This is a genomic window from Flavobacterium tructae (assembly GCF_001853485.1).
GTDB lineage: Bacteria > Bacteroidota > Bacteroidia > Flavobacteriales > Flavobacteriaceae > Flavobacterium > Flavobacterium tructae.
Map to the genome: position 1 here is coordinate 685,692 of NZ_MIKE01000022.1, position 17,532 is coordinate 703,223.

A 17,532-nucleotide genomic window follows, 5' to 3' on the forward strand; every position below is an offset into this window, starting at 1 on the left:
TTTTGATTTACAAAAGCTAAACTCAATTTATAATAAATGCAATCTGTCAGTCTGAGCGGAGTCGAAGACCGACATTCTCTGATTATTATTTTTTGATTTCCAAACAATAATCAATAACCGTTAAGCAATAAACAGCTTAACGGTTAAACAAATAAACGATTAAACAATACTACAGCTATGTATTATGAAAAATAAAAACCCCGAAACCGAACAAGAGTCCCTTTATAAAAATCTGGATCAGATGAGCACCAAAGAACTACTGATCAATATGAATACAGAAGATCAAAAGGTACCTCATATTGTTGAAAAGCAAATTCCGAAAATTGAAAAACTAGTCAAAGCCATCGTTAAAAAGATGCAGTTGGGCGGACGCTTATTTTATATTGGTGCCGGAACCTCAGGGCGTATTGGAATTTTAGATGCTTCTGAATGCCCTCCTACTTTTGGAGTACCTCACGATATGATTATCGGAATTATTGCAGGAGGCGATACCGCCATTCGAAAAGCCGTAGAAAATGCCGAAGACGATACTGAGCAGGCCTGGAAAGATTTATCGAAACATCAGATCTCGAGTCTGGATTTTGTTATCGGAATAGCCGCTTCCGGAAACACTCCGTATGTATTGGGAGGACTCCAAAAAGCCAAAGAAAACAATATTAAAACCGGAAGCATTTCCTGTATCAGTAAAGGACTGATTGCCGAAGTCGCCGATTATCCGATCGAAGTCGTGGTTGGTCCCGAATTCCTAACCGGAAGTACCCGCATGAAAGCAGGAACAGCACAAAAACTGACTTTAAATATGATTTCAACTTCGGTTATGATCAAATTGGGAAGAATCAAAGGCAACAAAATGGTCGACATGCAATTGTCTAACGAAAAATTAGTTAAAAGAGCTATTAAAATGATCGTGGAAGAACTCCAAATTGAACACGATCAGGCTGCCGAACTTTTAGAGAAACACAAAAGTGTCAGAGCCGTTTTACAGGCAAATAACGCTAAGAAATAAAACAACTGAGTACAGCTTAACACATCGAAACATAGTGTTTGGAATCTATAAAGAAACGCCACAGATTAAACGGATTAAAGAATTTAAAAATCTGCATGATCTGCGAGAAAAAAATCAAGATTTCCAGACATAGCTTTACGACAACGCTATGCGATACTATTAAAAGTGAAATGCCTTTATTCGGAATCCATAAACTATGTTTCTATGTGTTTAATTATCCTTTTTATTAAGTACATTGAACATAACCAAAAATAATCTCATCACTAATCCAAAACCAAAATGTCTTCAAGCACCATCTTAATCTTCATCATCGTATATTTTGGCATACTATTACTGATTTCTCAAATCATCAGCAAAAAAGGACAGGACAACGATTCGTTTTTCAAAGCCAATAAAAACTCCAAATGGTATTTAGTAGCTTTTGGAATGATTGGCACTTCGCTGTCCGGACTAACGTTTATCTCCGTTCCGGGTGAGGTTGGATCTCCAAACGGAGAGCAGTTCAAATATTTTCAGTTTATATTAGGACAGGCCGTAGGGCTTATTGTAATTGCAAAAGTATTACTCCCTTTGTATTACAGAATGAATCTTACCTCGATATACAGCTATATCGAAAAAAGAATGGGAACAAACAGTTACAAAACGGCCGCCTCTATTTTTCTGGTAAGTCGTACAATAGGTTCTGCCTTGCGCTTTTATTTGGTTGTACTTGTACTGCAGCGTTATGTTTTTGATTACTATCACATTCCGTTTCCGCTCACCGTATTTTTAGGCTTGACCTTTGTTTTTCTATATACTTACCGAAGCGGCTTAAAAGCCATTATTATCACAGACACTTTACAGACTTTCTTTTTGGTGTCCTCAGTTTTTATTACCATCTATTTTGTTTTAAACAGTTTAGATTTAACCGTTTTCGAATCGGTTTCAGCAATTCGAAACAGTAATTACTCTAAAACTTTTTTCTTTGATGATTTCCTGACCAATAAATATCATTTTGCCAAGCAATTTTTAGGAGGGTTACTAATCATGATTGCGATGGTAGGACTGGATCAGGATTTAATGCAAAAAAACATCAGTTGCAAAAACATTAAAGAAGCGCAAAAAAACATGTACACTTTTACCGTTATTTTTGTCACGATCAGTCTTCTTTTTTTAAGTCTTGGAGCTTTACTGTATATGTATGCTGCAAAAAACAACATTTCCGTACCGCTGGATTTAGTAACCAACAAACCCAGAACAGATCTTCTATTTCCGGAGATTGCACTGAATCATTTGGCTACTGTTCCCGCTCTGGTATTTTTGTTAGGAATCATTGCAGCCACTTTTGCTACAACCGACTCTGCTTTAACGGCTCTGACCACTTCTTTTTGTGTTGATTTTCTGGGAATGGATAAAACCGAAAACATTTCAAATCCTAAAAATGTAAAACGAAGACATTTAGTGCACCTCACCTTTTCGTTTCTGTTCTTTTTGGTCATTATAGTTCTTAATTCTTTTAACGATAGTTCTGTTGTGGCTTTAGTTTTCAAAGCGGCTTCTTACACTTATGGACCGCTTTTAGGTTTGTATGCTTTTGGATTACTTCAGAAAAACAGAATTGTAACCGACAAACTGGTACCTTGGTTTTGTATCGTAGCTCCTATTTTAACTTATGTACTAAGCGAAAATTCGAAAACTCTTTTCGGTTATGTCTTTGACAATGAATTGATCCTTATAAATGCACTGATTACCTATACAGGCCTTTATTTTACCAGTAAAAAAACCGACGAAAAAATATACTTTTAAGCCGATTACTGTCAAAATAATCTAATTTTAACCCGTTAACAAAAAAATGATACATCTTTTACATACGATTTGTGAATAAAAAATTTCGCCACGCATTCACGAATTATTATAAAGCAATAATTAGTGAATTCGTGATGGAAAACAAATCTATCTGTTAAAACAATTATACCCAACGAGTTCATTTTATCACTTTTATAATTCAAATCGTCTTTATAAAATTCAATTTTCATGAATAAAAATATAAACGCCCTGTACCAAATTGCTCAAAAAGAAACCCGCAACATTATCGGACTAATGTCCGGCACTTCCCTTGACGGGCTCGATATTGCCTTATGCAAAATTTCAGGTTCAGGACAAAATAGCACTGTCAGAATAGCTCAATTTGAAACCATTGATTATTCAGAAGACATTAAAATCGAAATCCGTAAAGTTTTTGCGAAGAAAGAAATTGATTTTCAACATTTGGTGATGCTCAACGAATGGATTGGTTTGCTTCATGCCGAAATGATCAATAATTTTCTCAAAAAACGAAATATTCCCTCCGCCGAAATCGATTTGATTGCTTCACACGGGCAAACGGTTCTGCACGCTCCTAAGTTTTTGCACCAGCAGGAAAAATTTCCAAACGCCACTTTACAAATTGGCGATGGCGATCATATTGCCGTAAAAACAGGTATCATTACCCTTTCAGATTTCAGACAAAAACACATTGCAGCAGGTGGCGAAGGCGCTCCGGTAGCCGTTTATGGTGATTATTTTTTATTTGGAAAAAAGGGCGAAAATCGCATCATGCTCAATATGGGCGGTATTGCTAATTTTACCTTCTTACCTGCTTCATTAAATCCTGAAGAAACTTTCGTAACCGATACCGGAACCGGAAATACCCTGATCGATCTTTTTACGAAACAGTATTACCCTGAAAAAAGTTACGACAAAGATGCCGAAATAGCCCGAAAAGGAACTGTAAATCAGTTATTGCTCGATCATTTAAAAGACGATGCTTTTTTCCGTCAGGAATTTCCAAAAACAATAGGTCCGGAGCTTTTTAGTGCCGAATACGTAAAAGCAGCTTTGACCAGAAGTTCCTCTGAAACCATTGCTGCTCCCGATTTACTGGCCACTTTAACCCGTTTTAGCGCCGAAACAATCGCCGAAGCCATTCATTATGCCGTAAACAACTCTGTCGACAGTCTCGAAGATTTCAAAATTTACCTGTCCGGCGGAGGCATGCACAATCCTTTACTGGTGCAATGGCTTAAAGAATTGTTGCCTTGCGATTTTCACAAAACAGACGAACTGGGCATTTCAGGCGATGCCAAAGAAGCCGTTTTGTTTGCTATTTTGGCTAATGAAACTATAGCTGGGGAAGATTTTAATTTTGGCTCACACAAAGGAATTCCATCCGTAACCATGGGGAAAATTTCGTTACCTGATTAAATAATACACCAAAAAATGAAAGACCGTATCATTTCAGTTGATGTTTTAAGAGGCCTTACCGTCTTATTAATGACCGTTGTAAACAATCCGGGAAGCTGGGATTATGTTTACCCCATTCTCGATCACGCAAAGTGGAACGGCTGTACCTTAGCCGATCTCGTTTTTCCGTTTTTTATACTTGTTGTAGGAATCGCAATTCCTTTGGCCATGCCCATTAAACAAGACAAACCCGAAAACATCTTAAAAATAATCACGCGTTCTCTGCGCATCATTTGCCTTGGATTTTTTCTGTACTTTTTCAACAGTATTTATTTTCTCGGACTTGACGGATTTCCGCTTCTTCTCGTACGTTTAATTCTCACTTTTTTAGTTGGTTATGCTTTAATTGGAAACTTCAACCTAAGAATTAAAACCATTTTAGCCGTTGGTCTTTTCATTATTTTTCTTGCTTTAGCTTATGGCGGACACGAAAATTTCAGCGATGTCAGACTTCCCGGTGTACTACAGCGTATCGGAGTTGTTTATCTACTGGTTTCACTCGTCTATTTAAAAACAAACGTAAAAACCCAAATCATTCTGAGTGCTCTTATTTTATTGGGCTACTGGGCGATCATGACACTGGTTCCGGTTCCCGGAATTGGTCCTGCAAATCTGGAACCGGGTACCAATTTAGCGTCATGGCTCGATAGTATTTTACTCAAAGATCACATGTACATCGCTACCAAAACCTGGGACCCGGAAGGAATTTTGAGCACCGTACCCACTATCGCAAACGGATTGATCGGACTACTAATAGGACAATTGCTTCTAAAACCCATACCCAAAACCGAAATTGCCAAAAAAATGGGAATCCTTAGTGTTGCGCTCATTATCTCAGGATTACTGTGGGCTCTATTTTTCCCTATAAATAAAGCACTTTGGAGCAGTTCTTATGTTTTATTTACTGCCGGGATTGGTTTATTTCTCCTCACTCTGGTCTATTATGTAGTAGATATACTCAATCACAAAAAATGGACAACCTTTTTACTCAGCTGGGGCGTAAATCCTATGATTGTATTTTTTGTTTCCGGCATACTGCCTCGTGCACTTGCGATGATTAAAATTCAGAATCCTCAAAATATTTCCGAGACTATAAACGTTAGAGACTATGCGTACCAGTACTGGATCAGTCCTCTTTTTGAAAATCAATTGTTATCATCCCTTACCTATTCTGTACTGTATGTACTATTATGGAGTTGTGTTTTAGGATATTTTTACAAAAAAAGGCTCATTTTTAAGGTATAAACGATTATTGATTTACAAAACTAAAACTAATGTCCGGCTGAGCAGAATCGAAGCATTGTCGGGCTGAGCGGAGTCGAAGCCCCTCACGTTATCGTTGACCTGTCTTCGACTCCGCTCAGACAGACAAGTTTGACTTCGTTCAGACAGACAACCTTGACTCTGCTCAAACAGACAACTTTAATTTACAAACAACAAACTATAAACCATAAACAACAAACAATTTTACTCCGTTTATCAACCTTCAATTAAACAAATAAACGATTAAACAATTAAACATTCCCCTTCAATTACTATTCTAAAATTATAATTTCTTATACTCATCTAAAAAAACTATTTTTGGTTTCTGTTAAAAAAGATTGAAATGCATAAAAATCAGCAACTATTATTCTCTATTCTATTTTTATTTTTCTTCGGATGGAAATCCGATGCACAGGAAAAAACACTTTACCCTAAAAACGAATTTAGAGGGGTCTGGATTGCAACTGTGGTCAACATCGACTGGCCTAAAACGGCTAAAGACAGCGTAGAAAAAGAAAAAGCGGACTATCTTGAGATTTTAGAAGCTTATAAAAAATTAAACTACAACGCTGTAATAGTTCAGATTCGAAGCGTTGGAGATGCTTTATATCCAACAGAACTCGCACCATGGTCCCGTTTCCTGACAGGGAAAGAAGGACAGGCACCCAATCCGTATTACGATACCTTGGCCTGGATGATCGAAGAAGCCCATAAAAGAGGTTTTGAATTTCATGCCTGGCTGAATCCTTATCGCGCTACTTTCGATCTGAACAAACAACAGTTAAGTCCCGATCACGACATTTTTAAACATCCGGAATGGATGATTGAATACGCCGGAAAAATATATTACGATCCCGCATTACCTGAGGTTCAAGAACATTTAACCAAAGTGGTAAAAGAAGTAGTTGACAAATACGATATCGATGCCATTCATTTTGACGACTATTTTTATCCGTATACTGTTCCGGGAAAAACCTTTAACGATACCGCTTCCTACAAAAAATACGGAGCCGGGTTAAGTCTTGGTGATTGGCGTCGTGCAAATGTGAGCAACTTTGTACACACCATTTCGACCATGATCAAAACCAGTAAACCATGGGTACAATTCGGAATCAGTCCGTTTGGAGTGTGGCGCAATAAATCTCAGGATCCGAAGGGTTCCGAAACCCAATCGACTTCCAATTACGACGATTTGTATGCCGATCCTGTTTTATGGATGGACCAAAAATGGATCGATTACATCCTTCCTCAATTGTACTGGAGTATGAACAACCCAAGAGCTTCTTATTCAAAATTAGTCAAATGGTGGTCAGAGAACTCTAATAATACTGCGCTTTATATCGGACATGCCTCTTATAAAATCAGAGGAGACAATGACAAAAGCTGGAATTTTGCCAGCGAGATTCCAAATCAGATTGATTATGCGAGAAGCTTCAAAAAAGTAAGCGGAAGCGCGTATTTCAGCTCTAAATGGTTCATGAACAAAAACTTTGATATCGTTCGTCTTTTAGAAGAAAATCAATATAAATATCCGGCGCTTCCGGCTGCAGTACCCAATTTAAAGCACATTATAATCGATACACCGGTTTTCAGTGAGTATTCAAAAGACAGCAGTAAATACACATTCACGATCAAAAGTCCGTTGAATACAAAAGTGCGCTACATCGTAATTTATGGCGGAGATCATGTTTCGAAAGTGGACATTAATGACGCTACAAAAATTATCGATAAAATTACCGTTTACGAAACGAACGGAGTAATTTCATTCAGCATTCCTGCCGAAAAAATAAATCAGTACAAAGCCTGTGCCGTAACCTTTATTGATTATTATGCCAATGAAAGTACGCCCGCAGCTATCGACCTAAAAAAACCATTTAAACCTTATACCCCTGCCCAACCAAATGAAAACAGATAATAAACCATGGTTCTGGATTCCGTTTCTAAATTTCGCATCTGGATTGCCTTATGCCATAATTATCTCTGTTTCGGTAATTATGTACAAAAATCTGGGAATATCAAACGAAGATATTGGCGTCTACACCAGTTTATTATACCTGCCTTGGGTGATAAAACCACTTTGGAGCCCTTTTATTGAGTTGACAGGAACTAAGAGAAAATGGTTTTTATCGATGCAATTGCTCATCTCCATTGCTTTTTTGATCGTTGGATTTACGATTCCGACGAGTGGATTTTTCATGATGACTTTAGCCATATTCTGGGTTGCCGCTTTTGCATCAGCCTCCAACGATATTGCCAGTGATGGTTTTTATTTATTGGTTTTACCCAAAGAGCAGCAATCTTTTTTCTTAGGAATCAGAAGTACCTTTTACAGACTTTCGATGCTTGCCGGAAATGGATTAATTGTTTTGCTTGCCGGTTATTTAGAACATAAATATGGCGACAACACCAAAGCCTGGTCCTATACCATGATTATTGTTGGTTTATTAATGACATTTATTACCCTTTACAATTTCATTTTTACGCCGAAAGAAGAAATAAACGCCTTAGAAAGTACAGATAAAACACATCATCAAAACTTTGCAACTATATTTATAAGTTTCTTTCAAAAAAAACAAATTGGAATAATTCTCGCTTTTATTCTTGTTTTCAGACTTGGCGAATCTCAATTACTTAAAATGTTAAGTCCTTTTTTATTGGACGGAAGGGAATTAGGCGGAATGGGATTAGATACCGAAGCTGTTGGAATAATCTATGGAACTCTGGGGATTTTTGCTTTGACTGTTGGAGGAATTTTAGGCGGAATCGCACTTTCTAAACATGGTCTTACCAAATGGATGTTTCCTATGTTTTTGACCATGCACCTCCCTATTCTTGGTTTTATCGGACTGGCTCATTTTCAACCACAGGATATTTTCCATCTTCATATCAATTTATATTTTTTCGAAATTAACTCTCCTTTAAACCTCTATACCTGTATTACTGTTATTCTGGAACAATTTGGATACGGTTTTGGTTTCACAGGTTTTATGATGTATTTAATTCATGTTGCAGAAGGAGAATCAAAAACGGCACATTATGCGCTTGCAACTGGTTTTATGGCATTAGGAATGATGCTTCCGGGAATGCTTAGTGGCTTTATACAAAAATATTTAGGTTATGAAAACTTCTTTATTTGGGTCGTAATCGCCACAATTCCGGGTCTTATTTTATCTCGTTTTTTAATATTCCCAAAAGATTTTGGAAAAAAGTCTGAAGAAGTTTAACCCCAAATCGAACATCTTACCTATGGAGATCAATGAAAATTTACAGGCCGAACGAAACCTGAAAGCAATTGAATTGGAAAAAGCAGGAGAAACGGAGAAAGCAATTGCGTTATACGAACAAAATATCAACGAAGGTTTTAAAGGAAATCATCCTTACGACCGATTGGCAACCTTCTACAAAAATCAGATTGATCTCGATAATGAGATTCGGGTTTTAGAAAAAGCCATTGTTGTTTTTGAAAAAATTACGCTCGAAGACCGACTCGAAGGTTTGCCGAAACTCTTCCGTTTCAAAAACCGACTCGAGAAAGCAATTGAAACTAAGAAGCAATTGGCAAAACAAAAGAAGGCAAAGTTGAAATAAAACATCAATCTCTAAAACTACAGAAAAAGCATGAAAACAAAGATCTGTATTATTACATTGATTATCCTATCAATATTATCATGCAGACAAAATGATGAAAATAAAAACAAACTGTCAGACCAAAAAAAGTCTGCTGCCAAAACATTTGAGCAAAAAGAAAAGAAACGTTTAGAGAAAAGGGCCGAAATCGAAAAACAGGACAGAATTGATAATTTAAAATTAGATAAAGTTTTATCTGAAGCTTTGAAAATTGCTATTCAAAATATTGGCAAAGATAAATTTCAAAAAAAATATACGGTCAAAACTGACCAGGATTACAACATTAAGGTTGAAATGAATATGGATAATCATTTCACAAAAAACGCTCCACACTTAATTATTTGGAGATATGGAGCAGATAAATTATGTATTGATATATATTCTAAAAATGGTAAAAAATTAAAAAAAGTACTATCGCACGATGAATGGTCGATGACTTATAGAAACGATACTATTAGAGACATTAATGGCGATGGATTAAAGGATTTCGTTGTAAATTGGTACGGTTCTGTGGGGTGTTGTCTAAAAGCATTTAGTAACGTTTATTTGCTTAGGAAAGACAATAAATCATTTTCCACCGATTTTGAATTTATCAATCCAACCTTCTCCCCTAAGGAAAAAATAATCAGAGGTATTTGTTACGGACATCCGGCAGAAACTGAAATGTATAAATACAAATGGAATGGAGAAGCTGTTGATACCATTGAATTTGTGAGCTATGAAAAAAATATCAAAGATCAAAAAACCGGAAAAATAATCATTTCGAAAAACCGCTCTTACAATAATAAAAAAATAATAGAACGACTCAATTCTGTACCAAACGAATATCAAAAAATTGAAGGTTATGACTGGTTTACTGGAAATCTTGATAACAATTAATCTTCAAAACTAACCTATTTAACATCATGAATAATCTAAAGCGAACAAACTCAGACGATACTGATTTTAAAAATTTAGTAGTTTTATTAGATCAGGATTTAAAGATCAGAGATGGAGACGACCATGCCTTTTACAATCAGTTCTACAAAACCGATCTCATCAAACATGTTGTCGTTTTTTATGAAAATGATATAGCAGTTGGTTGTGGTGCTTTCAGGGAAAAAGAAAAAGATACGGTCGAAATCAAACGCATGTTTGTACATCCGGATTTCCGAAAAAGAGGAATTGCTTCTCAGGTGCTGGCAGAACTGGAACAATGGGCTAAGGAAATTGAATACCGTTATACGATTTTAGAAACCGGTAAAAATCAACCGGAAGCCATCAGCTTATACCAAAAATTAGGCTACACTATCATTCCAAACTATCCTCCTTACGAGAAAATGGACAATAGTGTTTGTATGAAAATGACTTTATAACAATGAAAATGACAACACAAGCATTAAGACAAAAAGTGGGACAATTCTTTTTTCCTGCAGTTTTTATAAACGATACCGAAGAAAACATTCAGGAAACTGAACGTTTAATAAAAGAATACAACATTGGCGGACTTACCTTTTTCCATAGTCGTGCCAGTGCCGCAACAAACTACGAAAGCAAGAAAAAAGTTGAATTCAATGACGACAGCTATCAAAAAATAAAAGCCCTGATTGTCCGTTATCAAAACGCTGCCACTACCCCCCTCCTAATCAGCATTGATGCCGAATGGGGCTTGGCCATGCGTATTGAAAAAACACCGCAGTACCCCTACGCCATTACGTTAGGCGCCTTACCGGAAGATAAATCGAATCTGGTTTATGAAGTGGGGAAACAAATTGGTTTAGATTTAAAAGCTGCCGGGATTCACTACAATCTTTCTCCTTTAGCCGACATTAACAACAACCCGAACAATCCCGTAATTGGCTATCGTTCTTTTGGTGAAAACAAAGCAAAAGTAGCCCATTTTGCTGTAGAATATTTAAAAGGTATGTCGGAAGTCGGAATTTTAGGCTGTCTGAAACACTTTCCCGGGCACGGCAATACCAATGTCGATTCGCATTTGGGGTTACCGGTTTTAAACGAGACTTTAGAAGAATTACTTGAAAACGAGCTGTACCCTTTTATTAAAGGAATTGAACACAATGTCGATTCGATTATGATTGGGCATTTAGCTGTTCCAAGTTTGAATGAAGGAAAAAATACTTCGGCAACTTTATCAAAACCTATTATTGAAACACTTTTACGAGAAAAACTGGGTTACGATGGTCTGGTCATTTCTGACGCGCTGAACATGCATAGTGTTTCTAAATTACACGAAACCAAAGGAGAATTGGAATGGGAAGCCTTTAATGCGGGTAATGATGTTTTATGTTTCGCCGAAAATGTACCCGAAGGAATCGAAGCCATTCTTAAAAATGCTTCTCCGGAACGTATTGAAGAAAGTTTCAACAGAATTATCAAAGCCAAACAAAAAGTTGGAATTCTAGCCGAAAATCACTTTACTTCAGGTGAACTAAATTTCGGAAGAGCATCAGCTTTAAACCTTGAAATTGCTCAAAATTCCATCACAAAAATCATTGATAATTTCACCATCGAACAGATTTTTGAAGCGCAAAAAAACAACCGGTTAGCGAAGCTGAGTTTATACAAAAACACGAAAAATCCGTTTTTTCAGACTTTAAATACAGTACTAAATTCAGCAGAATTTGCTTTTGAGAATGCAGAAGCTTCATCCATTTCAGAAATCAAAAAAGGTCTCGAGCCATTCGAAACCGTTATTATTTCTTTGTTTGTCCCTAAAGCAAAACCAATGAATAATTTCGAAATCGATGATGAAGTTTTAGAATTACTTTCTGACCTTCTTCAAACCAAAAAGTGCCTCCTTTACGTTTTCGGAAACCCTTATGTTTTACCAATAATTCCGAATCTTTCTAAAGCTTCCCGAATTATTCAGGTGTATCAGGATTTCGAAGAATTTCAAAAAAATGCAGGAATTCAATTTCTTGAAAATAATATCTGCAGAGGAAACCTACCCGTAAATATTGAAATCCAATAACTTACAAAGATTAAATAGCTATATATAATCAAAAACTATCACCTAATAAATATTAATAATTACTTCTTATTGTAAGAATACGCACTTATACCCTACTTTTGCACCAGAAATTAATTTTTAACTTTAAAACGAAAAATATGTCTTTAGTAGGAAAAAAATTCCCAAGTATTGCAGTTGATGCTATCTCTGAAATGGGTGATAATTTAAAAATCAACATTTTTGAAGAAGCAGTAAACAACAACAAAAAAGTATTATTGTTTTGGTACCCAAAAGATTTCACTTTTGTTTGCCCAACTGAATTACACGCCTTCCAAGCTGCTTTACCAGAATTTGAAAAAAGAAATACTATCGTAATCGGAGCTTCATGTGATACAAACGAAGTACACTTTGCATGGTTAAACACACCAAAAAACAACGGTGGAATCGAAGGTGTTACTTACCCAATCTTAGCAGATACAAACCGTAACTTAGCTAACATTTTAGGTATTCTTGACATCGAAGCTACAAGCTACAGCGAAGAAACTGATTCAGTTATCATCGAAGGTTCAAACGTACCATACAGAGCTACTTACTTAATTGACGAAACTGGAAAAATCTTCCACGAAAGTGTTAACGATATGCCATTAGGACGTAACGTAAACGAATATTTAAGAATGGTGGATGCTTACACTCACATTCAAACTAAAGGTGAAGTTTGTCCTGCAAACTGGGAAGCCGGAAAAGAAGCAATGTCTGCTGACAGAATCAGTACTGCTGAGTATTTGAGCGCTAATTAAGCGGCTAAGATACTAAGGTTCTGAGATGCTAAGTTTTTTAACTTAACTTTTGAATCTTACATATAGTTCTACAATAAAAGTCAAGAGATTCTAAGATTAAACTTAGATCTTAGAATCTCAACGACTTAAAAAACTATCAAATAAATCCACACAAAGTTATTCGGTTCGAGAGCAAAAACTTAGCATCTCAGAACCTTAGCAATTTAGTGTCTTAAAAATAAAAACTATGTTAATCGACTTAAACGAAGATACGTTAGCAGATTTAGTTGCTAAAAACGAAAAAGTAGTAGTGCAATATTCAGCTTCATGGTGTGGAAATTGCCGTATTATGAAACCAAAATTCAAAAAATTAGCCACAGAAAACGAAGCTATCACTTTTGTTTTGGTTGATGCTGAAAATTCACCGGAATCAAGAAAGTTAGCCAATGTAAGCAACCTGCCTACTTTCGCAACCTTTGTAAACGGACAATTGGTTGGAGAAACTCAAACCAACAAACAAGAAGTTTTAATCGACTTGGTAAACGCGATCGCGTAATGAGATTGGTTAGACTTACTTAGATCTTTAGACTCCTTAGATGATGTCTAAATTTTCAAGAAAGTCTAAGAAATCTAAGAATGTCTAAAATCTAAGAAATCTAATTATGAAATTACCCGTAATAAAGCAGTTAACCCAATTTATCGAAGAAAACGATCAGGATTATATCATTGAAACTATCGAAGTTTTAGAAGCAATGACTGAAATTCCGTCTTTAAAAGATGAAGAATTAGATGTAATTGGCGAATTAATTTCGAATATGTATGGTGCGCTTGAAGTACACAAAATGGTAGTTCAGGGCACTGATAAAAAAGAAGCTCTAAATGCGTTTATGAAACGTGTTTTAGGTTCCATCGATAAATAATCGAGCATACAAATAAAAAAAACATGACAAGAGAAAGCGTTTCAATTTTGAGGCGCTTTTTTTTAGTTTTCGGTCTCAGTGTTCAGCCTCAGTTTCAACCAAGGGCGTCTTCCTGAGCGAAGTCGAAGGACTTTCACGCTGCAAAACATCTTCGTCCCGCTTGAACCAACAAACGAAAAACGCAAGTTATTAGGAACAAACTCCCTCCCCATGTTTTGTTAAAATTTGAAACTTTAACAAAGCCTCTCAATTTAAATTCGTGAATTCGCGACTATTAAAACAGCCCCCTTAATCTCTCCTTAAACCCATCAACAAATACTTTTAGATTCGAATATTAATCCTTACTTTTGAACCTCATTAATTTAAATAAAAATCATGGCTTCAATAACATTGGGAGGAAATCCTATTCATACTTCAGGCGAATTACCAACAGTTGGATCACAACTAGCTGATTTCAAATTAGTACAAAACGATTTATCAGTTGTTTCTTTAAGCAATTTTGCAGGAAAAAAACTGGTTTTAAACATTTTTCCAAGTATCGATACCGGAACTTGTGCTACATCTGTTAGAAAATTCAACGAAAGTGCCAGCAACTTAGAAAACACAACTGTATTGTGTATTTCAAGAGATTTACCATTTGCACAAAAACGTTTTTGTGGTGCTGAAGGATTAGAAAATGTAGTTAACTTATCCGATTTTCAGGCTGGAGATTTTGGAAAAACAAACGGTTTAGAAATTGTTGACGGACCTTTGGCTGGTTTACATTCAAGAGTAATCATTGTAGTTGATGCTAATGGAAAAGTAACACACACTGAACAAGTAGCTGAAATTGCAAACGAACCAAATTACGAAGCAGCTTTAGCAGCACTATAAGATCTTTAAATGGAATTTCAAAAAGACAATACCTTTGTTACCGGCCGACTAAAAAGTATGACCTATGCTTTTAACGGAGCGGTAAAATTAATCAAAACAGAACACAGCATTATGGTTCAATTCTCTCTGGGAATTATCATGACCATTGCCGGGTTTTACTTTCATATTTCACAAACCGAATGGTTGTGTCAAACATTAGCCATAGGCCTCGTTTTAAGCGTTGAAGGTTTGAATACGGCAGTAGAAAAAATTGCCGATTTTATTCACCCTGATTACAGCAAACGAATCGGTTTTATTAAAGATATTGCAGCCGGAGCGGTATTTTTTGCCGCGATGACAGCAATCGCAATAGGCTTAATCATTTACATCCCAAAATTTATATAGGCAACAGGAAACGCAAGAATGGCAAAAACAACCAAAAAGGAAACTTTAGACAAAAAAAACGAATCAAAGACTGAAAAGATAAAGTACGGAAACCTATCCAAACAACAAAAATTTGTTTTGGGATGTCTTCTGATACTCTTTTCTGTGGCACTATTAGTTGCCTTTATTTCTTTTTATGTCAACGGACAATGGCAATCTGACCAAAGTGCGGTAAGCCAGCTTGGCGATCGTACCGAAATTGTAGAAAACTGGCTCGGAAAATTCGGGGCATTCCTCGCCGATCTAATTGTATACAGAGGTTTTGGTATTGCCTCTTTTATATTCGTCCGTTTATTTTTCCTTACCGGAATGTTTCTCGCTTTGGAACTTTCTACCAAAAAATTAAAAAACACTTGGTTTTGGGATCTTTTTGCCCTTATTATTGTCTCTGTACTATTTGGATTTTTCGCCACTTCAGCACCTGAATTGGGCGGAACGATTGGATATGAACTTAATCTGTTTTTACAAGATTACATCGGAAAAACCGGAACTTTACTTACACTACTTTTCGGATTAATTGTGTATCTGATTTTTAAAATCAAACTATCTCCTGAAAAAATTCAGTCGTATTTTGATTCTACTAAAAAAGAATTCAATTCTGAATTGGCTTCTATAAAAAAACCTCAGGAAGCCGAAAGTGCTTATAATTTAGAAGAATTTGCTATCGAGGAAGAAGATCCGGAATTGGACAACATTCATCTAAAATCTAATATCAGCCAATTCGAAATCAACAAAGAAGCTTTAAAACCAACTATTTCAAACGCCTCAGAAATTGATTTGAATCCGATTTTAAAACCAGTTCAAATGGATATCAATCCGGTAACTGTAAAAACACCTGTTCATACGGAAGAATTTGTAATCGAAAAAGCGGAAGAAGAAGATATTATCGAAGAGAATCTGGCTTCCCGTCTGGTAGCCGATTTTGGTTTATTCGACCCTACTTTAGACCTATCCAATTACAAATTCCCTACGCTTGATATATTGAAAGAATACTCAACTGGAGGAATTACAATCAATCAGGAAGAATTAGAAGAAAATAAAAATAAAATTGTTGATACACTTCGCAATTATAAAATTGAAATTGCGCAGATCAAAGCAACCGTTGGTCCATCGGTAACCTTATACGAAATTGTACCGGAAGCCGGAATCAGAATTTCGAAAATTAAAAGTTTAGAGGATGATATCGCATTATCACTTTCGGCATTAGGAATCCGTATTATAGCTCCTATTCCAGGAAAAGGAACTATTGGTATCGAGGTTCCGAACAAAAATCCTACAATGGTTTCGATGAAAAGCGTTATTGGGTCTGCTAAATTTCAGGAAGCTGAAATGGAACTGCCAATTGCTTTAGGAAAAACAATCTCAAACGAAACTTTCGTGGTCGATCTGGCCAAAATGCCTCACTTACTGATGGCCGGGGCAACCGGGCAAGGAAAATCGGTAGGTTTGAATGCTGTTTTGACCTCTCTTTTATACAAGAAACATCCGGCCGAAGTTAAATTTGTACTGGTAGATCCGAAAAAAGTAGAGCTTACGCTTTTTAATAAAATTGAAAGACATTACTTAGCCAAACTTCCTGACACAGAAGACGCTATCATCACCGACAACGCAAAAGTAGTGAATACGCTGAACTCACTTTGTGTTGAAATGGACAATCGCTACTCTTTACTAAAAGACGCGATGGTACGTAACATCAAGGAATACAACGAAAAATTCAGAGCACGAAAACTAAATCCTGAAGCAGGCCACCGATTTTTACCTTACATTGTTCTGGTAGTCGACGAGTTTGCTGATTTAATTATGACTGCAGGTAAAGAAGTTGAAGTTCCTATTGCCCGTTTGGCCCAATTGGCCCGTGCTATTGGTATTCACCTGATTATTGCTACACAAAGACCATCGGTGAATGTTATTACAGGTTTAATTAAAGCCAATTTCCCCGCGAGAATTGCTTTCAGAGTAACTTCTAAAATTGATTCCCGAACCATTCTGGACACACAGGGAGCTGATCAGTTGATTGGACGAGGAGATTTATTATACACCAACGGAAATGATGTGATACGTGTACAATGCGCCTTCATAGACACTCCTGAGGTGGAAAAAATTACGGATTTTATCGGTTCGCAAAAAGCTTATGCCACAGCTTATTTGCTTCCGGAGTTTGTTGGAGAAGAAAATGGCATCAATCTTGATGTGGATATTTCCGAAAGAGACACTTTATTCAGAGAAGCTGCCGAGATTATTGTCAATGCACAACAAGGTTCGGCTTCATTACTGCAAAGAAAATTAAAATTAGGGTACAACAGAGCCGGTCGTTTGATCGATCAGCTGGAAGCAGCGGGTATTGTTGGTCCGTTTGAAGGCAGTAAAGCAAGAACCGTAAACATCACTGACTTAAGTGCTCTTGACCAATTTTTTAATAATGAACAAAATTAA

Annotated in this window: 16 protein-coding genes; all 16 read left to right on the forward strand. The window is 36.4% G+C overall.

What is annotated here, in order from left to right; all coding sequences use genetic code 11:
- The first annotated feature begins 184 nt into the window (after window positions 1-184).
- A complete protein-coding gene (gene murQ / locus BHE19_RS10620; protein ID WP_070907082.1) occupies window positions 185-1,006 on the forward strand; it encodes an N-acetylmuramic acid 6-phosphate etherase in 822 nt (273 codons plus the stop codon).
- Between the two features lie 279 nt (window positions 1,007-1,285).
- Entirely contained in the window at window positions 1,286-2,791 is a 1,506-nt protein-coding gene (locus BHE19_RS10625; RefSeq protein ID WP_070907083.1) for a sodium:solute symporter, read from the forward strand.
- Between the two features lie 228 nt (window positions 2,792-3,019).
- Window positions 3,020-4,228 (forward strand): anhydro-N-acetylmuramic acid kinase, encoded by a 1,209-nt coding sequence (locus BHE19_RS10635; protein WP_070907085.1) that lies wholly within the window; start codon window positions 3,020-3,022, stop codon window positions 4,226-4,228.
- A 15-nt stretch (window positions 4,229-4,243) separates the two neighbouring features.
- Window positions 4,244-5,512: an acyltransferase family protein gene (locus BHE19_RS10640; protein WP_070907086.1), complete on the forward strand. Its 1,269-nt coding sequence runs from the start codon at window positions 4,244-4,246 to the stop codon at window positions 5,510-5,512.
- 361 nt (window positions 5,513-5,873) lie between these two features.
- Window positions 5,874-7,445, forward strand: coding sequence for a glycoside hydrolase family 10 protein (locus tag BHE19_RS10645; protein WP_070907087.1), 1,572 nt, complete (start codon window positions 5,874-5,876; stop codon window positions 7,443-7,445).
- Window positions 7,432-8,754 carry an MFS transporter gene (locus BHE19_RS10650; protein WP_070907088.1) on the forward strand — a complete coding sequence of 441 codons (1,323 nt, stop codon included), beginning with the start codon at window positions 7,432-7,434 and terminating at the stop codon, window positions 8,752-8,754. Before BHE19_RS10645 ends, BHE19_RS10650 begins: the two co-directional genes overlap by 14 nt.
- Window positions 8,755-8,776: 22 nt before the next feature.
- The gene (locus BHE19_RS10655; RefSeq protein ID WP_070907089.1) at window positions 8,777-9,118 is read left to right on the forward strand and encodes a hypothetical protein; all 342 of its coding nucleotides are present in this window, start codon (window positions 8,777-8,779) and stop codon (window positions 9,116-9,118) included.
- Window positions 9,119-9,148: 30 nt separating this feature from the next.
- Window positions 9,149-10,036: an XAC2610-related protein gene (locus BHE19_RS10660; protein WP_070907090.1), complete on the forward strand. Its 888-nt coding sequence runs from the start codon at window positions 9,149-9,151 to the stop codon at window positions 10,034-10,036.
- Window positions 10,037-10,062: 26 nt separating this feature from the next.
- Window positions 10,063-10,512 (forward strand): GNAT family N-acetyltransferase, encoded by a 450-nt coding sequence (locus BHE19_RS10665; RefSeq protein ID WP_070907091.1) that lies wholly within the window; start codon window positions 10,063-10,065, stop codon window positions 10,510-10,512.
- Between the two features lie 2 nt (window positions 10,513-10,514).
- Complete coding sequence (locus BHE19_RS10670) at window positions 10,515-12,128, forward strand: glycoside hydrolase family 3 protein (protein ID WP_070907092.1); 1,614 nt, start codon at window positions 10,515-10,517, stop codon at window positions 12,126-12,128.
- A 137-nt stretch (window positions 12,129-12,265) separates the two neighbouring features.
- Complete coding sequence (locus tag BHE19_RS10675; protein WP_017495509.1) at window positions 12,266-12,904, forward strand: peroxiredoxin; 639 nt, start codon at window positions 12,266-12,268, stop codon at window positions 12,902-12,904.
- A 226-nt stretch (window positions 12,905-13,130) separates the two neighbouring features.
- Complete coding sequence (locus BHE19_RS10680; protein WP_007805605.1) at window positions 13,131-13,439, forward strand: thioredoxin family protein; 309 nt, start codon at window positions 13,131-13,133, stop codon at window positions 13,437-13,439.
- A gap of 106 nt (window positions 13,440-13,545) precedes the next feature.
- A complete protein-coding gene (locus BHE19_RS10685) occupies window positions 13,546-13,803 on the forward strand; it encodes a DUF6952 family protein (protein ID WP_017495510.1) in 258 nt (85 codons plus the stop codon).
- Window positions 13,804-14,178: 375 nt separating this feature from the next.
- Complete coding sequence (gene tpx, locus BHE19_RS10690) at window positions 14,179-14,676, forward strand: thiol peroxidase (protein ID WP_017495511.1); 498 nt, start codon at window positions 14,179-14,181, stop codon at window positions 14,674-14,676.
- Between the two features lie 9 nt (window positions 14,677-14,685).
- The gene (locus tag BHE19_RS10695) at window positions 14,686-15,060 is read left to right on the forward strand and encodes a diacylglycerol kinase (protein WP_017495512.1); all 375 of its coding nucleotides are present in this window, start codon (window positions 14,686-14,688) and stop codon (window positions 15,058-15,060) included.
- Between the two features lie 18 nt (window positions 15,061-15,078).
- The gene (locus BHE19_RS10700) at window positions 15,079-17,532 is read left to right on the forward strand and encodes an FtsK/SpoIIIE family DNA translocase (protein WP_017495513.1); all 2,454 of its coding nucleotides are present in this window, start codon (window positions 15,079-15,081) and stop codon (window positions 17,530-17,532) included.

Coding starts and splice junctions, on each gene's coding strand:
- BHE19_RS10700 (WP_017495513.1), top strand. CDS start 15,079: ATGGCAAAAACAACCAAAAAGGAAACTTTAGACAAAAAAAACGAATCA.
- BHE19_RS10625 (WP_070907083.1), top strand. CDS start 1,286: ATGTCTTCAAGCACCATCTTAATCTTCATCATCGTATATTTTGGCATA.
- BHE19_RS10635 (WP_070907085.1), top strand. CDS start 3,020: ATGAATAAAAATATAAACGCCCTGTACCAAATTGCTCAAAAAGAAACC.
- BHE19_RS10655 (WP_070907089.1), top strand. CDS start 8,777: ATGGAGATCAATGAAAATTTACAGGCCGAACGAAACCTGAAAGCAATT.
- tpx (WP_017495511.1), top strand. CDS start 14,179: ATGGCTTCAATAACATTGGGAGGAAATCCTATTCATACTTCAGGCGAA.
- BHE19_RS10695 (WP_017495512.1), top strand. CDS start 14,686: ATGGAATTTCAAAAAGACAATACCTTTGTTACCGGCCGACTAAAAAGT.
- BHE19_RS10650 (WP_070907088.1), top strand. CDS start 7,432: ATGAAAACAGATAATAAACCATGGTTCTGGATTCCGTTTCTAAATTTC.
- BHE19_RS10685 (WP_017495510.1), top strand. CDS start 13,546: ATGAAATTACCCGTAATAAAGCAGTTAACCCAATTTATCGAAGAAAAC.
- BHE19_RS10660 (WP_070907090.1), top strand. CDS start 9,149: ATGAAAACAAAGATCTGTATTATTACATTGATTATCCTATCAATATTA.
- BHE19_RS10645 (WP_070907087.1), top strand. CDS start 5,874: ATGCATAAAAATCAGCAACTATTATTCTCTATTCTATTTTTATTTTTC.
- BHE19_RS10640 (WP_070907086.1), top strand. CDS start 4,244: ATGAAAGACCGTATCATTTCAGTTGATGTTTTAAGAGGCCTTACCGTC.
- BHE19_RS10675 (WP_017495509.1), top strand. CDS start 12,266: ATGTCTTTAGTAGGAAAAAAATTCCCAAGTATTGCAGTTGATGCTATC.
- BHE19_RS10670 (WP_070907092.1), top strand. CDS start 10,515: ATGAAAATGACAACACAAGCATTAAGACAAAAAGTGGGACAATTCTTT.
- BHE19_RS10665 (WP_070907091.1), top strand. CDS start 10,063: ATGAATAATCTAAAGCGAACAAACTCAGACGATACTGATTTTAAAAAT.
- murQ (WP_070907082.1), top strand. CDS start 185: ATGAAAAATAAAAACCCCGAAACCGAACAAGAGTCCCTTTATAAAAAT.
- BHE19_RS10680 (WP_007805605.1), top strand. CDS start 13,131: ATGTTAATCGACTTAAACGAAGATACGTTAGCAGATTTAGTTGCTAAA.